The organism is Bergeyella porcorum (assembly GCF_042427575.1).
Taxonomy (GTDB): Bacteria; Bacteroidota; Bacteroidia; order Flavobacteriales; family Weeksellaceae; genus Bergeyella; species Bergeyella porcorum.
Genome location: NZ_JBHMFD010000007.1, coordinates 109,289 through 127,704, shown reverse-complemented (window position 1 = coordinate 127,704; position 18,416 = coordinate 109,289). Strand labels below are relative to the sequence as shown.

The following is an 18,416-nucleotide window of genomic DNA, read 5'->3' as shown; positions in this document are numbered from 1 at the left end:
TGTGTTTTTTATTTTGAAAATCGTTTTCTAATCCAGTGATTAGCTGGTTCTTCTATGTATTTGAATAAAATAATTGAAATAATGTTGAGTGAAATAAATAAAAATGCCTTATTACTCCAAATATGTTCATCTATGAAAATAGAGATAACTCCTTTGTGAATCAAGTAGAAAATATAAGAAGCTTTCCCTAAAAGTATCATTATGGGAAGAGAAAGGATTTTAGAAACAATCGTTTTTTCGTGGATAAGTCCCCAGAAAAGCGGAGCGATTCCTAATATAGAAAGTAACCCCATTTCGATAAATCTACCTATATCTGATTTTAGACTGAAACTACTTCTTAAATCTGAAATAGTCAAACAGTAGAGTGAAATGAAAAAGATTCCGATATAAGTAATACCTTTTAAATTGGGTTTGAAATTAGATTTTAACATTAATAAAGCTAAGCCTATTCCAGTGAAAAACTCAATAATATAGGTTGAAATATTTTTATTTAAAAAACCTCCTAAATTTTCAAAATTCTCAAAAATGGTTTTTAAACTAGTTCCAAAAATGAAAATTAGAAAGGGAAGAAGATAAAGCCACCATTTGTTTTTCCTAATTAAAATAAAGTAAAATGGAGCGGTAAGATAGAACATTTCTTCCAAAGTAAGCGTCCATCCTTGCGATATTCCTGCTGAAAAATAATCAGAGAATAAGGCTTTTGTCATTGTGAAACTTAAGATGGCTTCTATGGTATTTTGTGTTGTCCAAAAGCCAGCCTGATAGGTTCTTACAATAAATACCAATACGGTGATAAGGAAATACATAGGATAGATCCTTGCAACGCGGTTGGTCATATATTTTTTGAAATCAATAGGATGATCATCAAAATAGCGGTAGGTAATGAGAAATCCACTCAAAACAAAAAACATATCTACTCCGATATGAAATTCCCAAACCACATCTGCTATCCATTCGGGATAGGAGTGGTTAACATTTTTGAAAGGAAAAAAATGATAGACAAAAATTATCCAAGCAGCAATTGCTCGGAAGCCTGTTAATGCAGGGAAAAATTGTTTTGTAGTATTTTTATTCAACATCACAACCTAAGTTTCTATATTGATTTTTAAATTGATTAACCCATTTTTTGAACTCCTCTACATTGATTTTCCCATCGATAAAAGGCGTGAAATAATCCAAAGAAAAATCCTTTGGGAAGTTTTGCATTGCATCAAAGTCTCCTTTCAGCCAAGCTTCATTGATGAGGTGGTTAAATAAATTGACATCAAACTCAAAACCATACTCGTGGTAGGAGTTGGTAGCAGACGATTGAAAGGTGGTCTGCATAGCTTCGTCTTTTAGTCTTGCAATGAAATTTGGATTGTTTTTGTGATTTCTGTAGTAAATTGCAGCGTTTCTTAACTGCTGTTTTTCATCTACTTTTCCATAAGCATCTTTCCATACATAGAGCCAATAATCCTTTTGCCAAAAGCCCATTAGGATAGAGTTTAATGCCCAATATTTCAGTTTGGTATAATTGTCAAATATTTTTAGTTTATAACTAATAGTAAAAAATTTATACTTATTATAAAAGAACCAATCCATTATCATAGGTGAAGCTAGGAAAAGATCTTTGGGTTGTACAGCTGTCAGTTGCTCATCAATAGGGGAGAGGTTTACCCATTGGTCGTCTTTATAATTATTGAGCCAACCGAGTTTCAGTAGAGAGATGTTATTACTTTTCGCTTTTTGGGACAATTCATCTACATTGATTTCTTCCGTAAACCAAACATCATCTTCTGTAATGATGAAGTATTCCGAAGCATTTTTCACCGCGTCTATCCAAAGGTCTGTAGGGATACCGAGGCTATCAATGGGTTTTCCTGAGCAGATGTTTTCTTCTACGCCTTGGGCTTTTTGGCGGTATTGCTTAGAGCGGCGTATTTCTATCTTCGGGTAGCGTTCTTGTAGCTTATCTAAATAGGGAGCCGGTGTACCATCATCTAATATAACAATGCGATATGCTCCCTTTACCATCGTATAGATGGAGGAGATGCAACGGTCAAGATAAAAAGCTCGGTTATATGATTTTATAAATATATCGGTCATCAGAGTTCTTTTAATTTTCTTGAAATTCTTTTCCAGATAGTATTTTGGTTGTTATAGATAAAAGTTGGTAAGTCTTTTATTTCGTTTATTTTTTTTCCATACAAAGTATTAATGCCTCTTCTTTGTAGCGTAGTAAATAACACCTTTGTCCAGTCTTTCTTTTTTTGTTCTATTTTTCTTATATCTATGTCTTGAGATAAACCTTGAGAGTGTCTTCTATAAAGGTACAATGGAGTTTTGACAAACTTAAAATTCCCCACTTCATAAAGTTTTAAATATAAATCTTGGTCTTCTGCTACCTTTAGGGATTCATCTATTCCTAATGTTTTTAGGTATGCATCTTTTCTAAAAGTGAAAAAATGATTGACTTCAAAGAAAATATTAAAAAAAAGAGGATTATTATTTTTTATTGAGGTGTTAGATTGGAGAACAAATAAATGATTCATTTTTTCATCACAGAAGGAGCATTGGGAATACACGGCTACCAAAGAATTATCTGTGTAGCATCTAACGCAGGTCTCCAATGCTAAACTAGCAAGTGCATCATCTGGGTCAAGGAAACCGCAGATTTCTCCGTTGGCGAGTTCTATGCACTTTTTTTTAGTATAGCCTACTCCTTTATTTTCTTCATTTTGGAAGATTTTGAATCGGGAATCTTCTTTTATCCAATCTTTTACTTTTTCAAAAGAACCATCAGTAGAGCAATCATCTACGATAATGACTTCAAAATCTTGAAAAGTTTGTTGGATAATACTTGTATAACAATCTTTAAAATATTCAAAATTGTTATAATGTGCAATGAGGATGGAGAATTTCATTATTTATTAAACGATTTTTACTAAATGAAGCATTACTAAAATTCATTTCTGAAAAGTAGGCGAGCAACTTCTAAAAAGCCCGCCTGCTTTTGTATAAAAGCTCGCCTGCTTTCTGTAAATGCAGGCGGGCTTTTTAGAAAAACATTTAGAGCTTTTTTATTTACTCACTTTCTCGTATTTCAAAACTGCAAGCACTTCTTTTAAATCTGAACCTGGGCGAAAAGCAATTTTTCCTCCTTTGATGAGCGAGCTATTGAACTTCTCTTCCGTTTCTGCTCCCTCACTGCTAAGGGTAATCTGGAATGAGCCAAAGTCTCCAAATCTTACAATTTTTCCTTCGGAGAGGTGCTTTCCAAGGAGTTTATTCAGCTCATTCAGTACAGCAAGCACATCGGTATCGCTCACGGTGGTAGAGCTTCCCGCAATCTCTTTGCTCAAAGATTTGAAACTTACCTCACCAGAGGCTTTTGCATTAGCGTAGAATTTTTTAGGAGCCTCAGGGTTTGAGGGGTTTCCTTTCTGTGTTAAGGTGTATTGCACTGGCATAATGAAAAAATTTAAAAGGTTAAACAATTATTATGGTACTAATAAATTATTTTTTTTGTTCAAAAATCTCATCGGTATGGATTTTTAGTTCTGGGAAGATTCTAGAGGTTACCCAGTCATCTACTATCGGGTTTTGGGTATGGTAGCCACCATCTTCCAGTACATTGATGAGTACCATCTCATCTAGCGGATATACCATCCAATATTCCCTTACGCCTGCTTCTTGATATATCTCAAACTTATCTTTCATTTCCTTTTTAGAGTTTCCAGGGGAAAGTATCTCTACGATGAGGTCTGGGGCACCTAGGCAACCGCGTTCGTCTAATTTGCTTTCATCACAAACCACGCATAGGTCTGGCTGCACCACGGTGTAGATTTCGGTCTCTCCCTTTTTAGGGAGCCTTACATCAAAAGGGGCAAAATACATATTACACTGCTGCTGATAGAAATAAGCATCAAAACGCCTATTGATAATTCTTAGAATTTCCTGATGTTTTCTACTGGGAGCAGGAGACATTTTTAGGATTCTTCCTTTTAGGAGCTCTATTTTTTCGCTGAACTTCCAGAGAAGATAGTCGGTATAGGTATAGACTTTATTGAGGTCTAGCTGGTTGATATTGGTAATTTCCATATTAAGCGTGTTTATGATGGGTAAAATTAATAATAATTATTAAAAGTGATGTGTAAATGATATGAAAGTTTTCTTTTTATCATAAATTTCTGCAAAGATACTGAAAAACTAATTTGATTCTATAGCTTAATACAGACTTATACCGTTATAATTGAGCGATGTTTTTTGTTTTTTCAAAATACCCTTTACATCATACACCACGGTATTTTCTTTGGTTAAAGTATTCAAATCCAAATCTTGAAATGCTTGATGTGCCACGCCTAAAACTACTGCATCGTATGTTTCATTAGGCAATTGTGTGGTACTTTCTACGCCATACTCGTGTTTTACTTCCTCGGGATTTGCCCAAGGGTCATAAGTAGTTACCTTTACGCCGAAATCTTCCAACGCTGCAATCACATCTACAATTTTGGTATTGCGTACATCGGGGCAATTTTCCTTAAAGGTAATCCCTAGCATCAATACTTCTGCACCATTGACATTGATGTTTTTCTTTATCATTGCCTTCACCACTTGCTCTGCTACATACTTGCCCATTGAATCATTGAGGCGTCTTCCTGCCAAGATGATTTCTGGGTGGTAGCCATATTCTTGAGCTTTTTGTGCAAGGTAATAAGGGTCAACCCCGATGCAATGCCCGCCTACCAATCCTGGTTTGAACGGGAGAAAATTCCACTTGGTGCCAGCAGCTTCCAAAACGGCGTGGGTATCAATGTCCATCAGGTTGAAAATCTTTGCCAATTCGTTTACAAAGGCAATATTGATGTCCCTTTGCGAGTTTTCAATAACTTTTGCCGCCTCTGCTACTTTGATGGTAGGAGCCAAATGCGTTCCTGCTGTAATCACAGATTTATAGATGCCATCTACCACCTGTCCAATTTCTGGTGTAGAGCCTGAGGTAACTTTCATAATTTTTTCTACCGTATGCTCTTTGTCCCCAGCATTAATACGCTCTGGCGAATATCCCGCAAAGAAATCTTGGTTGAATTTTAATCCTGAAATGCGTTCTACCACGGGGATACAATCTTCTTCCGTAGCACCAGGATAAACCGTAGATTCATAAATAATAATATCTCCTTTTTTGATGATTTTTCCTACCATTTCACTTGCCTTTACCAAAGGTGTGAGGTCTGGTCGGTTGTTTCTATCCACGGGTGTTGGTACCGTGATGATGTAAACATTACAATCTTTAATTTTATCGAGATTGCTGGTGCATTCAAATCCGTTGGCAAGGGCAGATTGCAAAAGAGCATCATCTACTTCTAGGGTAGTATCGTGCCCTTTCATCAGTTCCTCTACACGAGATTGATTGATGTCAAAACCTATGGTTTGATATTTTGTGGAAAATAATCTAGCCAATGGCAAGCCTACATATCCCAGCCCTATTACGGCGATTTTATACAGATTAAAATCATTAACAGAATTCATTATGCGTAATATTTCTCTAATATCCTACAAAGATAGGTTTCTTTGTTGGTTAGTTGATGTTCTATGAAATAATTTTCAATATCAGAGATGCTAATGTCGTAGCCTGAGCCTGCCTTGATGAGGTTGAGATTAATCTTAAGGTTGAAAAATTTTTCTATGATTTGCAAGATTTCAATAATAGAATAATTTTCCAAATATGCTAGATTGACGATTTTATTCAGTTCTTGTTTCTCCAAAAGCAAAAGGGTAATGTTTTTAATGTCTTCGGTATCAATGAGGTTGCGGGTTGCTTTGGTGTGAACATTGATGTTTTCTCCACTTTTTACAGAACGAATGAGATAGTTCATCAGCAGATTGGGATTTCCCCCTTTGCCAACGGCATTGCTTACTCTCAAGATAAGATATTGTGGACATAGTTCTGCAATGATTTGCTCCATTTTTAACTTGTGAAGAACATATTGGCTCTCGGTTTTAGAAGAGTCGTAAATGCTACAAGTAGAGAAGTAGATAAAGATTTTATTAGGATTTTCCTTGATGGTGGTTCTAATAAGGTTTTCTTCACGAAGGAATTCATTGTCTCTGGTTTCTAAAGAGTTGGATACTCCTGATGCAAAGAAAATGACATTTTCTCTATCGTGTTCCGTGAAAAGTGATGCGATAAGCCCGTTACCGATGATCATTTTTAATAGTATTTATGATTCTTTATGCATTTCTATAAAACCTTCCGTCCACTTTTTCCACTTATCTGCAAATTCTTTATTCTTATTTTCTAATAAAATGCTATAAATATAATCCACAGAGAAGTCGCTAGGGTAGTTTTCATATTCGTCAAACTTTCCATCTAACCAAAGTTCATTTAGCAGATGATTGAATTCTATAAGATCAAAATGTTCTTTGATGTTAAAAGAATTGAAAGAAGCTGAGGAACGATAAGAAGTGGTCATTATGCGTTTATTCATCAGTGTGTATTTGGTTTTTCCTTTGTGTTTGAAAGCCCAATCTACAGCATTTTTTAGTTGAAGTTGCTCAATTACCCGCTTGTATTTATCCTTCCAGAGGAATTGTAAATAGTCTCTGCGATACATAGCCATAGGAATGTCATACATTACCCAGAGTTGCATTATCCATCTTTGAGGTAAAATATTGTATTTTTCTAATAGAGTTTTAATGTTAAATTTGTTCTTCAGAAGGATGTGATAAAACTTTTTAGATTTAATAAAAAAATTAGGATTGTGGTAAGATATGGAATCTGTTAACGGATAATGGGGTATAATGTCAGAATCTTTCTCTAATATTCTTCCTAATTTTAGGATGTGGATGTTGTGGTTTTTCATTTCTTTGCAATACTTTTTAGTATCAAAATTTTCAATAAACCAAACATCGTCTTCGGTCATTATCAGATATTCTGATGCTTCTGAAATCGCATCATACCACAATTCAGTTGGAATCCTTACATCATAATATTGCTTATTTCCATTGAGATGTTCAGAAATTGCTTTTATTTTTTCCTCTCTATATTGGGAAAACTTAAAAGAAACTTCAGGATATTTTTCTTTTATTTTATCCAAATATTTCTGAGGAGTGCCATCATCTAAAATGGTAATTTTTATCTGTTGTATGTCTCTTACTCGCTCGTAGATGCTTCGTAAACAGCGGTCTAATAGATGAGGACGATAATAGCTTTTTATGAGGATATCCATAATTGTTTATTTTGAAAGCGTATTTTTAATTTTATTTTTACAAGGAATTTCAATATATTTATATGCGAAATGGGAAGCGATGATTAAGATAACTAAAAATGTAAAAAATAGTATATATGGATTGGTTACTTTTAGTGTTTTAAAAATTTTCTCTACCATACTATATATAGGAGCTTGTAATAAATATATTGCAAAACTTATTTCTCCTAAATAAATCAAAAATTTTCTTCTGAATAATTTGGTAATAATACCCTCGTTTGCCGAAATTAAGCCTATTAGAATTGCAAAATTAATGGCTAACAGACCATTATGTATAAAAAAATCTTTTAAGAAATATATCATAACTAAAGTGATAAATGATACTATCAAAATAGGTATATCATATGTTCCTTTTATTTTCTTATAATACATTATAAAATATTTTCCGAATAATAAACCAATGATAAATTGATTTAGATGTAGAAGAGGATTAAAGTAAAGAAATGTATGCTGTAGGGATAGATTGTTACCAGGTAGAGGAACTTCTGTATAATATGGAGATATATAATACAAATTAAGCAATATTTGGCAAATAATCCAAAATAATAATGAAATGATACTTATTGCTTTTAGGTTATATTTTTTGAGAAAATAATTAAACAAAAAAGGAAAACATAAATAAAAAAAAATTTCAACTGAAATTGACCAAGAAGGAAAGTTTAAAGATAGAGCATTTTGAGGTACCCAAGCCTGTATTAAAAAAATATGTTCTAATAGTATGGATGTGTTTGGAAAGTGATAATACTCTAGATATTTTATTGAAACTAAGATGGAAACAATAATAAATAGTACAGATGCTAAAAAGTGTAGCGGATAAATTCTTGCAAATCTGTTAATATAATACTCTTTCGGTTGTACAAAAGACTTATATCCATAGGCTAGCATCATAACAAACCCCGATAATACATAGAAATAACTCACTCCCAAATTGAGGTTAGATTTTAATATTTCTATAAAATCTGAATTGGTTTTAAAAATAATATCATTATGATAATGGAAAAAAACAATAGCAACAGCTGCTATAAAACGGGTAAATGTTAATTGTGAGGTATTCATTCTATTTCAAATTATTAAATAAACTTTCCCACATTTTCATAATGCGGTCTATTTGGTATCTTTCTGAAACTTTTAATGCTTCTTGAGAGATTTCTTTTCTTAGGTTAGTATTTTCCATTAGCCGTATCAATTTTTCTGCAAAGCTATTGATATTATAAGGCTCTACCAAAAAGTCTTTTAGTTTAGAATCTCCCATCATTTGTTTGGGACCATTTTTACATTCAAAGGAGACGGGGGCTAATCCAGAGGCAAGTGCCTCTATCAGAACTAAAGGGAAGCCTTCAAACCGAGAGCTTAATGCAAAAATAGAATGCTGTGAGAAGACTTTGTTAATATCTTTATCAGGTGGATACAGATGGATGCTATTCTCTAATCCTAAGTTTTTTATTTGTTGTTTTCGCTCTTCTTCCAACTCACCGTGTCCGTAGATGTCCAGCTGCCAATGCGGAAATGTTTTATTCACGATAGCCCAAGCTTCTACCAGATAATCAAATCCTTTTTGGCTGGTATGTCTGCCTACTGCTAAGACTTTCTCTATTGTAGGGTCTGCTGTAATGGGCTCAATGGTGATGGGGTTGGGAATATTGGTAACATTATCAAAATAGACACTCCACTCTTTCTCATCCTCTTCTGTAAGCACTACTATTTTGTCATACCGATTGAGAGTTCGTTGAAATAGCCAAGTTTGGATTTTCATTTTAAGGTTTCTGAGTGTCCATTTGGCTTTTAGCTTTTTGCTCAGTGGTGTAATATCAAAATGAAAATGGTATTCTAATATCTTTTTGCTTCCATCTTTTATCAAAGGTAAGAATTTATGCTCTGCTCCGAAGTACATAGAAATAGCGATGTCCGTAGGATTATGATATAGATATTCCTCTACCTTTTTTCGGTAGCTTTGCATAAATGTTTTATACAGTTTTCTTTTTTTCCAATAGTTTAATCCCTTCAAATCTTGTGTAGGGTCTGGAATATTCAGGTGGATGATTCTAATTTTATCACTAAACTGAAAAAAAATAGGGTCTTCATATTGGCGGTAGGTGATAATGGTTACCTTATAGCCCAATACATCTGCCATATAGTTGGCTTTTATATTGAGCATTCTTTCTGTGCCAGCAGCGTCCTTTAGTGTAGGAAAAAAATAGACGATGTTCATTTTTTTTAGGGAGATGATTTTTTTGATGATAGTTTAGCGTATTCTTACTTTGAAGGAGGAAGTAATTATATTTACCTATAATCCTTTAACACAGGTAATAATTTTTTGTAGTGAGCAATGTGTTTATGATATTTTAACTGTAATGGATGGATGATCTGCCCCAATAGATGAAAATATGGGATAGGGTAACCTTTATCCTTTTCTGGATATTTCATATCGTAGTAGATAAAGGTATTTTCTTCTTCTTCATTAAATTTTTTGAGGCTGTCATAGGCTATATCCATTCTTTTGTGGAGTTCATCATACCATTCTTTCGTAATAGGGGTATTGGGTTTACAGATGAAAGAGCAACTTCCTATAAGCAAAGGAGTATGTTTTTCTAAATCTTTAAAAACTTTTTCTTCTGAATCTTTCTTTTGCTCATAGTCTATATAAACTGATTTGTCTGGGAGAAAAGAATGATTCACAGGGGTAATCCCTCCATATAATAATTCTGGATAGCCAATGATGTATTTATTTTTATGTTTATTTAGCTTTTCAAAAGCAGGTTTCCAAGAGTGCTCAAAAGGTTTCACATCTGCATAGCCACCACCATAGTGATGCATAAAATAGCATCTCAAATAATCTGAACGATGTATATAGCTAAGAAACTTATAGCCCTTGTGCAGTGGAAAATCTGGCTTAATATATTCCGATAAATTTTGAGGTGTGATGAGTTTTACAGGAATACCAGCTGTTTTTTCCAACGTTTCTAATCCTTTCTTTCTGTTTTCTGTGAGAGGATTATCACCTGTCCAAAAGCAATAGATTACCTCTGGAGCTTTTTCCCCCTTATAAGTAGAGGGTGGTGTATTGGCTAAAAAGCTATAAGGGTATTTATCTTTAGAAAAAACATATTTATACCTACCTTGTTTTACATTGAGTAAAATTTGGTAAGCATTAGGAAATAGTTTTCGGATTTTTAAAGCAATTTTATTGAACATAGTTTTTATTTTTTTTAGCGTTCATTATTCTTATTGCCAATATTTTTGTTAGCTTTTCGCTTAAAGGTAAATAAATGAGATATTTTGGAAAGTAGCTGGGAACTATTGTGTTTACATACTCTATTCTACTCTTTATGTTTGTGAGAATATTTCTTTTTTCATCTTCTCTCAGTATATGCCTTCGTATCCAAAGATTCATATATTTACTATAATTTACTCCATATTGTATAAGTCTTGGTTTTAGAATTTCTATAAATTCTATAATTTCTTTCATACATCTTCTATCAATGGAACTGAGAGAATTTTCTACGATTCTACAATATACTGTAAAATCTTTCATTCCATAGAAGATAGCGTTGTTTAGTAGCATTTCAAGCCAGCAATATAAATCTTCTGCATTTTTATCCCAATTAAAATTTCCAATATTTTGCAAAATTTCCTTTTTGCAAAGGACAGTGGATGTAGCAATACTATTATTGTTTAAGAAAGTTTCTATACCTTTTATTCCTTTTATCTCCCCTGTATCTATTGAGCGAAATGCTTCTGTGATATATTCTCTCCCTTTAATGGCATAAGCATAGGAATAAACCAAATCTACATTTTTATTTAATAAAGTTGATAATCTGATTTCTAAGCTATCAGGAATAAGAACATCATCTCCATCTAAAAAGGCAATATAACTTCCTACTGAATTTTCTATTCCGAAATTTCGCGTATCAGTAACTCCAGAATTATTTTTGTAAAAATATTTGAATCTACTATCTTCTTTACACCATTTTCTGATAATTTCTTCGCTATTATCCGTAGAACCATCATTTATTATAATGCATTCCCAATTTTGATGAGTTTGATTTAATACAGATTGCAAGCATTCATCCAAATACGGAGCTTGATTATAGCAAGGGACTATTACTGATATTAATGTTTCCATTATGATGATTGATTTTAATTATTTATTCCACAAAAACGAAGTATATCTAAACACTCTATACGGTAGTAAGTTATAATACTTCCACATTTTACTGCTGGTAAAATACTTATGGTATGGCGTATTTTTTATGTATTGGTTCCATTCTGCGAGTTCCTTTTTAGCATCTGAGAACGGAAGGTGGTGTAGTATTCTAAAGTATAGCTCCATATAGCTTTTCAGACTGCTAAGAATATACTCATTTTTCTTCTGTGAAAGCTCATCTTTGTGTTCTAGATACTTATCATAGAGGTATTGAGTTACTTGCTGTGTTTGTTTTCTGTTTTTTCTGATGGTAGCAGGGTTGATGGTTTGCCCATCTCTCCCGATGAAATAGCGATAAACTCTCAGGTTGGTGTAATATAAATCTTTGGCAAAAAACATCGGAATCGTTGCGAAAAGTGTATCCGTGTAAGAGATTTTCGTAGGGAAACTGATGTTGGCTTTTCTCACTATTTCCGTTTTGTATGCCAATCTGTGCATCATAAAAATATCGCCTTGGAGCTGGAGAATATCTTTGTCCAAATCGTATCTGTGATTGTTTTTCAAGAGTGGTAAAGACATCAGTTCTTGACGGTTTTCAAAGACATACTCTCTCACATAGTCGGTTGCAATGATGTCGTAATCGCTCGTTTGAAGAAGTTGCACGAGTTGCTCAAAATCTGCTGTATCATACCAATCATCAGAATCTAAAACTTTGCAGTATTTTCCGCTTGCGTCTTGTATTCCGCGTTGTAAAACAGAGCCGTAGCCGCCATTTTCCTTATCAACTACCACAAAAGTTTGCGGATATTTTTCAGCATATTTTTGTGCAATTTCTATGGAGTTGTCAGGGCTTCCATCTATGATGAGCAAAACCTCTACCTGTGGCATTAGATTCTCATTGATGATGAGAGAATCTAAGCATTTTGGTAAAAATTCCTGCGTATTGTATATCGGAACGATAATGGTAAGTAGTTTATTCATTTGAATAGCATAAATTTTATCCATTAGTAATTTTTTGATAAGGAGGTGTGTCTAGAAGGTAGCGAGACCAATTAGGAAAACCATATTTGTCTACAATTTTTGGGTCTATTTCAGTATACGGTTTTTCTAAAAACTCTTCTATTCCGTCTAAATTTTCAAAATCCGTGATAAAAATATTATTATCGTGATAGAAATCATAGTTTTTTACGGTTGCATTATTAGTGATAAGTTTTCGTTTATAATATAATGCTTCGAAAAATCGGAAAGAAAGTCCATTATGATAACTAAATTTAATGTCTATTATGCACTTTGATTTTTTAACGAAATCAATATTTTCATTGTATTGAAACGATCCATTTTTAAGATAGATTCCTCCGCCTTCGTTGTCGGTTAAAATGTTTTCTTCTTCTTTATATTCAGGGATATGCATCAATGCTTTTAATATATATTTCCCCTTTAGTCGGTTATGGATATTTTTAAGGTAAGAAAACCTAGTGTTGTTCCAACCTCCAAGATAGAATAAGTCGACACTAGGAGTATCTTTTGGATTCTCTTCCGTAAAGTAGCAGTTAGTTAATGGTAACGCCTTATCTCCATATTTTGCTAAATCATCATTGTCAAAAAAGAAAACTCTATCAAAATAATCTCGGTATTTTACAATGTCGTGGCATAGTTCCCAGCCATCGACCTGATAAGAAATAAGTTTTTTAGATTTTTTTCTTAGTAATTTAATTATCCTTTCGGAGTAGTAATGAGCACTAAATACGATGGCGTAATCTATGGGAGTTTCTATGTTCTTTATTCTATTATAGACTTCTTTTTCAAGGTTTTTATGAAATAACTTTTTGAAAAAAGAATTATCTTTTAAAACAACACGATAAAAAATGTTTGTTAACTTCGTTCTCCAATTTCTTTTACACACAATGGGTTTTTCTAAAATAGGAAAAACATCATATCCTTCCTTTATAAAGGATTTTGTAAAAGAATCATTTAATGCGGTATCATTAATAAGAATAAGTTTCTTTTTCATTATTCTATTTTTGAGTTTTCACTATCTCCAGAGCCTTTTCTACCACTTGGTGCATATCATAGTATTTGTATTCTGCCAATCTTCCTCCAAAAATTACATTAGGTAACTGGTCTGCTAACTCTTTGTATTTCTGATAAACCGCTTGGTTTTTATCATCGTTAATAGGGTAGTAGGCTTCTTCCCCTTCTTTCATATCCTGAGGGTATTCTCTAGTGATGATGGTTTTCGGTTGTGTACCAAACTCGAAGTGCTTGTGTTCAATGATTCTTGTAAATGGAATTTCTCTCTCGGTATAATTAACCACGGCATTTCCCTGATAGTTGGGCAAGTCTAGGATTTCATTTTCAAATTTTAGACTACGATAGTCTAAGTGTCCAAATTGGAAATCAAAAAATTCATCTATCTTACCTGTATATACCACTTTTTCTGCTAGAGAATTCCAATATGCTGTATCTGAAAAATAATCGGTGTTGGTTTTTACTTCAATGCCTTCCAGCATTTTTTCAATCAGAGTGGTATAGCCACCAATTGGGATTCCTTGGTAGGTATCATTAAAGTAATTGTTATCAAAAGTAAACCTGAAAGGTAATCTTCTAATGATGAAAGCAGGAATTTCTGTAGCAGGTCTTCCCCATTGTTTTTCAGTGTAACCTTTTATGAGTTTTTCGTAAATATCTTTTCCTCCCAAAACCAAAGCTTGTTCTTCTAAGTTTTTAGGCTCGGTGATATGCTGATACGCAGCTTTTTGTTCTTCTATTTTTGCCTGAGCCTCTTGTGGTGTTTTTACGCCCCACAGTTGGTAGAAGGTGTTCATATTAAAAGGTAAGTTGTAGAAAGCACCTTTGTAGTTGGCTATTGGTGCATTGGTGAAGCGGTTGAACTCCACAAAGGAATTCACATAATCCCAAACTTCTTTATTGCTGGTATGAAAAATATGAGCACCATATTTATGCACATTGATGCCTTCTACCTTTTCGGTGTAGATATTTCCTGCGATGTGGTTTCGGCGTTCTATTACGAGGCATTTTTTACCTTGCTTGGTCATCTCGTGGGCAAAAATGGAACCGAACAGCCCACTGCCTACTATTAAATAATCGTATTGTGTTTTCATTTTTTTGTTCAAAAGTTAATAAAGAGAAAGTAAAATGAATAGTTAGAAGCTACCGAATGGTCATAATCTAAGTTTTGAGATTTACAGTTTTTTAGACTTTTTTACAAGTTTTGTAATTCTACCATTTTTCTAAATCTTTCCGATGTTTGTACAAGTTCACTAAATGCTCCACTACCTGTAATTTCTCCTTTATCAAGAAGGTAAACGGTATCTACATTTTTGATAGTGGAAAGCCTATGTGCAATAATAATCATCGTGAATTTTCCGTGTAACATATCAATATTATCTTTGATATATTTTTCTGTTTCAGAGTCTAGGGCGGAAGTTGCTTCATCCATTATCAAGAGTTCTACATCTTTATAAAGTTCTCGTGCGATAGAAATCCGTTGTTTCTGCCCACCTGATACCAAAACGCCGTTGTTTCCAAGAGTGGAATCTTCTTTATTTTCAAGATTTTCTATGAAGTTTTTCATAGAAACCATATCCATTACTTTGTAGAATTTCTCTAAAGTTGCAGGTGTTTTTTCAGCCCAGAAAGTTACATTATTGAATATGGAATCATTGAATATTACAGGTTCTTGAGTAATATACCCAATTTTAGAACGATAAGTGTTGAGGTCTGATTCATATAGAGATTGGCCATCTACTACTACCTTTCCATTGTGTGGAATTTGTAATCCACAAATCACATTGGCGAGAGTGGTTTTTCCTGCTCCACTTTCTCCTACAAATGCTATAGAAGTTCTTTGTGGAATATTCATATTGATGTCTCTGAGAATAGGGGTATTCCCAAAAGTGATACTGAGATTTTTTACTTCAATATCTTTTATTCTGTTAACAGGTGTTGAGTTTTGAGGCTCTTCATTTTCTTTAAATTCTTCTAGTATAGTATCAATAGACTCTATCGCAGTGGAGTTTTGTATAAACTGAGCCCAAGCACCTTGTAAATTAGTGAGGTAACCTAAGCAACGATAGAATAATAATAAACTAATGAGAATGGAGGCTAGATTTCCTCCGAGTAGTTTGATTTGAAGAATGACAACAATAGCAATAATGGTGATGATAATAGGTTCTCTAGCATTTACCATTATGGAGTTGAGCTTGGTAATATTGTACGAATAATTATCATTAAGGTGTATGTTGTTTTTTAGTCTTTTGTTATAATTTGTAAAATAGTTGGTCGCTTTTAAATATTTAAAGTAATTAATGGATTGAATTAAAACTTCATTAAAATCATTTCCAAGATTTACCTGTTTTCTAGAATAATCACGGATAAGATTAGAAAGGTATTTATAGAGGAAATCTGCAAAGTATCCCCCAGCAGCAACCATAATAGCAAATTGCCAGTTGGAAATAACAGCCAAAATCATATATGTGATTACCATTGTGGCAAATTGCATAGCATTCATATAACGCTCCATAGCATTTATGAGCCTTGCAGCTTCTCCATAGATATGGTTTTGTATTCTTCCAACGCTCATTTTGGTAAAGCCTTGATAAGATAAATTGCCCAATCCGTGGATGAGTTTGAATCTGAGATTGCGAGTGGCTTGTATATTTATTTTGGATATGTATATGGTTTTTAGGTAATTAATAAGCCCTTTGGTAGAGAATAATAATACCATTAGTATGAGAATGTTCACTATATTGAATTCAATACCAATGTTTTTCAAAAAATCTATTACAATTTTTAGTTTTCCAAGAGATTCGTTGGCATTACTGCTATCTGTAGCTACAGATAGCAGGGGGATGAACATTGTTAAACCAATACCATCTAAAAGTCCTACCAATGAGTTTAATAGGATGAATACATAAATATGATTACCCAAAATATTTTTGAAATATTTGAAATATCCTAAAAAATTATATTTTTCAGTTTTAATTTCCTTATTCATAAAGTTTAAAAATTTCTAGTGATAACTTTTCTACCAATAGATTTATAATAGAACCCAGTGTTTTCCACCTGTTCTAGGGCAAACATATTTCTGCCATCAAAGATGGCTTTATGGTTCATCTTCTCTGCCATTAGCTCAAAGTTTGGATTTTTAAACTCGGGCCATTCTGTAGCAATGAGCAAAGCATCTGCACCTTCCAAGGCAGAGTACATATCTTTGGCATACGCTATACTATCGCCCAAAATACCTCTTACATTATCTTCTGCAATGGTATCATAGGCGGTAATCTGAACGCCTTTTTCTAGAAGCAAGCGGATGTTGTCTAGAGAAGACGCTTCGCGAATATCATCGGTATTGGCTTTGAATGCGAGTCCCCAAAGAGCAATTTTCTTACCATTAAGATTGTTATTGAAATATTTTTCTATTTCGGAGACTAAAATCACTTTTTGGTTTTTATTCACCGCTTCTGTAGCTTCCAAAATTTGGAAATTAAAATCCTCTTCTTTTCCAGACTTTACCAAGGCTTTTACATCTTTAGGGAAGCAACTTCCACCGTAGCCAATGCCCGGGAATAAAAATCGGTGTCCAATTCTATCATCGCTACCCATACCAAGGCGAACTTTATCCACATCGGCACCTACTTTTTCGCAGAAATTGGCAATTTCATTCATAAAGGTGATTTTCACAGCAAGGAAAGAATTGGCAGCATATTTCGTGAGCTCCGAAGATTTCTCATCCATAAAGATAATTGGCACCCCTGTATTCGTGAAAGGCTGGTATATTTTTGCCATAATATCTTTTGCTCTTTCAGAGCTACATCCTACCACTACGCGGGCTGGGTTCATAGAATCTTTTACAGCAAAACCTTCACGCAGGAATTCTGGATTAGAGACCACATCAAAGGGGATATCAGTTTTAGCAGCAATTACGGCTCTTACTTTATCTGCCGTGCCTACAGGGACGGTAGATTTATTCACCACTACTTTGTAATCCGTCATCAGTTCCCCAATTTGGTTGGCAACGCTGATGACATACGATAGGTCTGCAGAGCCATCTTCACCCGGAGGAGTAGGGAGAGCCAAATAAATTACTTCGGATTGATCCAACGCTTCTTTCAGTTCGGTAGTAAAGAAAAGACGCTGAGCTTGGATATTTCGGTGGAACATTTCTTCCAAGCCTGGTTCGTAGATGGGCACGATGCCGTTTTTCATTTTTTCTACTTTCTTAGCATCTACATCCACGCAATACACGGTGTTACCAAGCTCTGCAAGGGTAGTACCAGTTACTAAACCTACATAACCAGTACCCACAATGGTAATATTCATTTATGTTTTATTTTGTTTTAAAATTAAAACGCAAAGATACTAAAAAATCATCATTCCAAACTTTCAGATTTCTAAAGGTGTTGATTTTCAAAACTAAAAGATTTGTGAGTGTGATAAAAAATACTTACCTTTGCAGGAGATTTTAGAATTATAGATGAAAAGGCCTTCGGAAAGAAAGCCTTTTTTCGTAGCAATAATTGGTGTTTTATGGAATTGAAAACTAGAGTAGAGGAGCTATTACAGGCGTTTCTGCAAACCAGACCAGATTTGTTTTTGGTAGATTTAAAGGTCTCTGTGGCAAGTGATATTACAATTATTCTAGATGGAGACCAAGGGGTTTCTATACAAGATTGTTTGGATGCGAGTAGAGCCATAGAATTTAATATCGATAGAGAAGAGCAAGATTTTAGCCTTCAGGTGATGTCGGCGGGGTTGAGCGAGCCTCTTACGATGCCACGCCAATTTCAGAAAAATCTAGGAAGGGATTTGGAAATTTTGCTTGAAGATACTACCAAGGTTCAAGGAGAATTGGCAAGTGTGGATGATGAAAAAATAACACTTATCCTTAGATATAGAAAACCGAAAGACATAGGCAAAGGTAAAGTAGATGTGGAAGAGGAAAGGGAAATTCCTTATTCGGAGATTAAAAAAGCCTTGGTCGTAATAAAATTTTAAAGATT

At 33.9% G+C, this 18,416-nt stretch carries 18 protein-coding genes; 1 reads left to right on the top strand and 17 read right to left on the bottom strand.

Going from position 1 to position 18,416, the window contains the following annotated elements:
* Window positions 1–8: 8 nt before the first annotated feature.
* The 17 genes from ACFFUE_RS03915 to ACFFUE_RS03835 all read right to left on the bottom strand — a co-directional run bounded on the left by ACFFUE_RS03915 (window position 9) and on the right by ACFFUE_RS03835 (window position 17,736).
* Window positions 9–1,079 (bottom strand): acyltransferase family protein, encoded by a 1,071-nt coding sequence (locus ACFFUE_RS03915; protein WP_376832903.1) that lies wholly within the window; start codon window positions 1,077–1,079, stop codon window positions 9–11.
* Window positions 1,069–2,088, bottom strand: a complete 1,020-nt coding sequence (locus ACFFUE_RS03910; RefSeq protein WP_376832902.1) for a glycosyltransferase family 2 protein — start codon at window positions 2,086–2,088, stop codon at window positions 1,069–1,071. The genes ACFFUE_RS03915 and ACFFUE_RS03910 overlap by 11 nt, the downstream gene beginning before the upstream one ends.
* Window positions 2,088–2,906, bottom strand: a complete 819-nt coding sequence (locus tag ACFFUE_RS03905; protein WP_376832901.1) for a glycosyltransferase family 2 protein — start codon at window positions 2,904–2,906, stop codon at window positions 2,088–2,090. The genes ACFFUE_RS03910 and ACFFUE_RS03905 overlap by 1 nt, the downstream gene beginning before the upstream one ends.
* Before the next feature lie 156 nt (window positions 2,907–3,062).
* Entirely contained in the window at window positions 3,063–3,452 is a 390-nt protein-coding gene (locus tag ACFFUE_RS03900) for an HU family DNA-binding protein (protein ID WP_376832900.1), read from the bottom strand.
* Window positions 3,453–3,498: 46 nt separating this feature from the next.
* Window positions 3,499–4,083 (bottom strand): Uma2 family endonuclease, encoded by a 585-nt coding sequence (locus tag ACFFUE_RS03895; protein ID WP_376832899.1) that lies wholly within the window; start codon window positions 4,081–4,083, stop codon window positions 3,499–3,501.
* 126 nt (window positions 4,084–4,209) lie between these two features.
* Window positions 4,210–5,511: a nucleotide sugar dehydrogenase gene (locus tag ACFFUE_RS03890; RefSeq protein ID WP_376832898.1), complete on the bottom strand. Its 1,302-nt coding sequence runs from the start codon at window positions 5,509–5,511 to the stop codon at window positions 4,210–4,212.
* Window positions 5,511–6,191, bottom strand: coding sequence for an NAD-dependent epimerase/dehydratase family protein (locus tag ACFFUE_RS03885; protein ID WP_376832897.1), 681 nt, complete (start codon window positions 6,189–6,191; stop codon window positions 5,511–5,513). Before ACFFUE_RS03885 ends, ACFFUE_RS03890 begins: the two co-directional genes overlap by 1 nt.
* A 12-nt stretch (window positions 6,192–6,203) precedes the next feature.
* Window positions 6,204–7,211, bottom strand: a complete 1,008-nt coding sequence (locus tag ACFFUE_RS03880) for a hypothetical protein (RefSeq protein WP_376832896.1) — start codon at window positions 7,209–7,211, stop codon at window positions 6,204–6,206.
* A 6-nt stretch (window positions 7,212–7,217) separates the two neighbouring features.
* Window positions 7,218–8,306, bottom strand: coding sequence for an acyltransferase family protein (locus ACFFUE_RS03875; RefSeq protein WP_376832895.1), 1,089 nt, complete (start codon window positions 8,304–8,306; stop codon window positions 7,218–7,220).
* A gap of 1 nt (window position 8,307) precedes the next feature.
* Complete coding sequence (locus tag ACFFUE_RS03870; protein ID WP_376832894.1) at window positions 8,308–9,459, bottom strand: glycosyltransferase family 4 protein; 1,152 nt, start codon at window positions 9,457–9,459, stop codon at window positions 8,308–8,310.
* A 71-nt stretch (window positions 9,460–9,530) separates the two neighbouring features.
* Complete coding sequence (locus ACFFUE_RS03865; protein ID WP_376832893.1) at window positions 9,531–10,442, bottom strand: capsular polysaccharide synthesis protein; 912 nt, start codon at window positions 10,440–10,442, stop codon at window positions 9,531–9,533.
* Window positions 10,432–11,373, bottom strand: coding sequence for a glycosyltransferase family 2 protein (locus tag ACFFUE_RS03860; protein ID WP_376832892.1), 942 nt, complete (start codon window positions 11,371–11,373; stop codon window positions 10,432–10,434). Before ACFFUE_RS03860 ends, ACFFUE_RS03865 begins: the two co-directional genes overlap by 11 nt.
* Before the next feature lie 18 nt (window positions 11,374–11,391).
* Window positions 11,392–12,399 (bottom strand): glycosyltransferase family 2 protein, encoded by a 1,008-nt coding sequence (locus ACFFUE_RS03855; RefSeq protein ID WP_376832891.1) that lies wholly within the window; start codon window positions 12,397–12,399, stop codon window positions 11,392–11,394.
* Entirely contained in the window at window positions 12,392–13,405 is a 1,014-nt protein-coding gene (locus tag ACFFUE_RS03850) for a WaaS/CpsH family glycosyltransferase (protein ID WP_376832890.1), read from the bottom strand. Before ACFFUE_RS03850 ends, ACFFUE_RS03855 begins: the two co-directional genes overlap by 8 nt.
* Window positions 13,406–13,409: 4 nt before the next feature.
* Window positions 13,410–14,516 (bottom strand): UDP-galactopyranose mutase, encoded by a 1,107-nt coding sequence (glf, locus tag ACFFUE_RS03845; RefSeq protein ID WP_376832889.1) that lies wholly within the window; start codon window positions 14,514–14,516, stop codon window positions 13,410–13,412.
* 101 nt (window positions 14,517–14,617) lie between these two features.
* On the bottom strand, window positions 14,618–16,411 hold the full coding sequence (locus ACFFUE_RS03840; RefSeq protein ID WP_376832888.1) for an ABC transporter ATP-binding protein: 1,794 nt from the start codon (window positions 16,409–16,411) through the stop codon (window positions 14,618–14,620).
* Between the two features lie 5 nt (window positions 16,412–16,416).
* Complete coding sequence (locus tag ACFFUE_RS03835) at window positions 16,417–17,736, bottom strand: UDP-glucose dehydrogenase family protein (protein WP_376832887.1); 1,320 nt, start codon at window positions 17,734–17,736, stop codon at window positions 16,417–16,419.
* A gap of 207 nt (window positions 17,737–17,943) precedes the next feature.
* Between ACFFUE_RS03835 and rimP the strand changes: the two genes are divergently transcribed.
* A complete protein-coding gene (rimP, locus tag ACFFUE_RS03830) occupies window positions 17,944–18,411 on the top strand; it encodes a ribosome assembly cofactor RimP (RefSeq protein ID WP_376832886.1) in 468 nt (155 codons plus the stop codon).
* Window positions 18,412–18,416 lie beyond the last annotated feature (5 nt).

Bases quoted from the DNA above. Each gene is read 5' to 3' on its own strand.
- ACFFUE_RS03915 (WP_376832903.1), bottom strand. From the start codon at position 1,079: ATGTTGAATAAAAATACTACAAAACAATTTTTCCCTGCATTAACAGGC.
- ACFFUE_RS03910 (WP_376832902.1), bottom strand. From the start codon at position 2,088: ATGACCGATATATTTATAAAATCATATAACCGAGCTTTTTATCTTGAC.
- ACFFUE_RS03905 (WP_376832901.1), bottom strand. From the start codon at position 2,906: ATGAAATTCTCCATCCTCATTGCACATTATAACAATTTTGAATATTTT.
- ACFFUE_RS03900 (WP_376832900.1), bottom strand. From the start codon at position 3,452: ATGCCAGTGCAATACACCTTAACACAGAAAGGAAACCCCTCAAACCCT.
- ACFFUE_RS03895 (WP_376832899.1), bottom strand. From the start codon at position 4,083: ATGGAAATTACCAATATCAACCAGCTAGACCTCAATAAAGTCTATACC.
- ACFFUE_RS03890 (WP_376832898.1), bottom strand. From the start codon at position 5,511: ATGAATTCTGTTAATGATTTTAATCTGTATAAAATCGCCGTAATAGGG.
- ACFFUE_RS03885 (WP_376832897.1), bottom strand. From the start codon at position 6,191: ATGATCATCGGTAACGGGCTTATCGCATCACTTTTCACGGAACACGAT.
- ACFFUE_RS03880 (WP_376832896.1), bottom strand. From the start codon at position 7,211: ATGGATATCCTCATAAAAAGCTATTATCGTCCTCATCTATTAGACCGC.
- ACFFUE_RS03875 (WP_376832895.1), bottom strand. From the start codon at position 8,306: ATGAATACCTCACAATTAACATTTACCCGTTTTATAGCAGCTGTTGCT.
- ACFFUE_RS03870 (WP_376832894.1), bottom strand. From the start codon at position 9,459: ATGAACATCGTCTATTTTTTTCCTACACTAAAGGACGCTGCTGGCACA.
- ACFFUE_RS03865 (WP_376832893.1), bottom strand. From the start codon at position 10,442: ATGTTCAATAAAATTGCTTTAAAAATCCGAAAACTATTTCCTAATGCT.
- ACFFUE_RS03860 (WP_376832892.1), bottom strand. From the start codon at position 11,373: ATGGAAACATTAATATCAGTAATAGTCCCTTGCTATAATCAAGCTCCG.
- ACFFUE_RS03855 (WP_376832891.1), bottom strand. From the start codon at position 12,399: ATGGATAAAATTTATGCTATTCAAATGAATAAACTACTTACCATTATC.
- ACFFUE_RS03850 (WP_376832890.1), bottom strand. From the start codon at position 13,405: ATGAAAAAGAAACTTATTCTTATTAATGATACCGCATTAAATGATTCT.
- glf (WP_376832889.1), bottom strand. From the start codon at position 14,516: ATGAAAACACAATACGATTATTTAATAGTAGGCAGTGGGCTGTTCGGT.
- ACFFUE_RS03840 (WP_376832888.1), bottom strand. From the start codon at position 16,411: ATGAATAAGGAAATTAAAACTGAAAAATATAATTTTTTAGGATATTTC.
- ACFFUE_RS03835 (WP_376832887.1), bottom strand. From the start codon at position 17,736: ATGAATATTACCATTGTGGGTACTGGTTATGTAGGTTTAGTAACTGGT.
- rimP (WP_376832886.1), top strand. From the start codon at position 17,944: ATGGAATTGAAAACTAGAGTAGAGGAGCTATTACAGGCGTTTCTGCAA.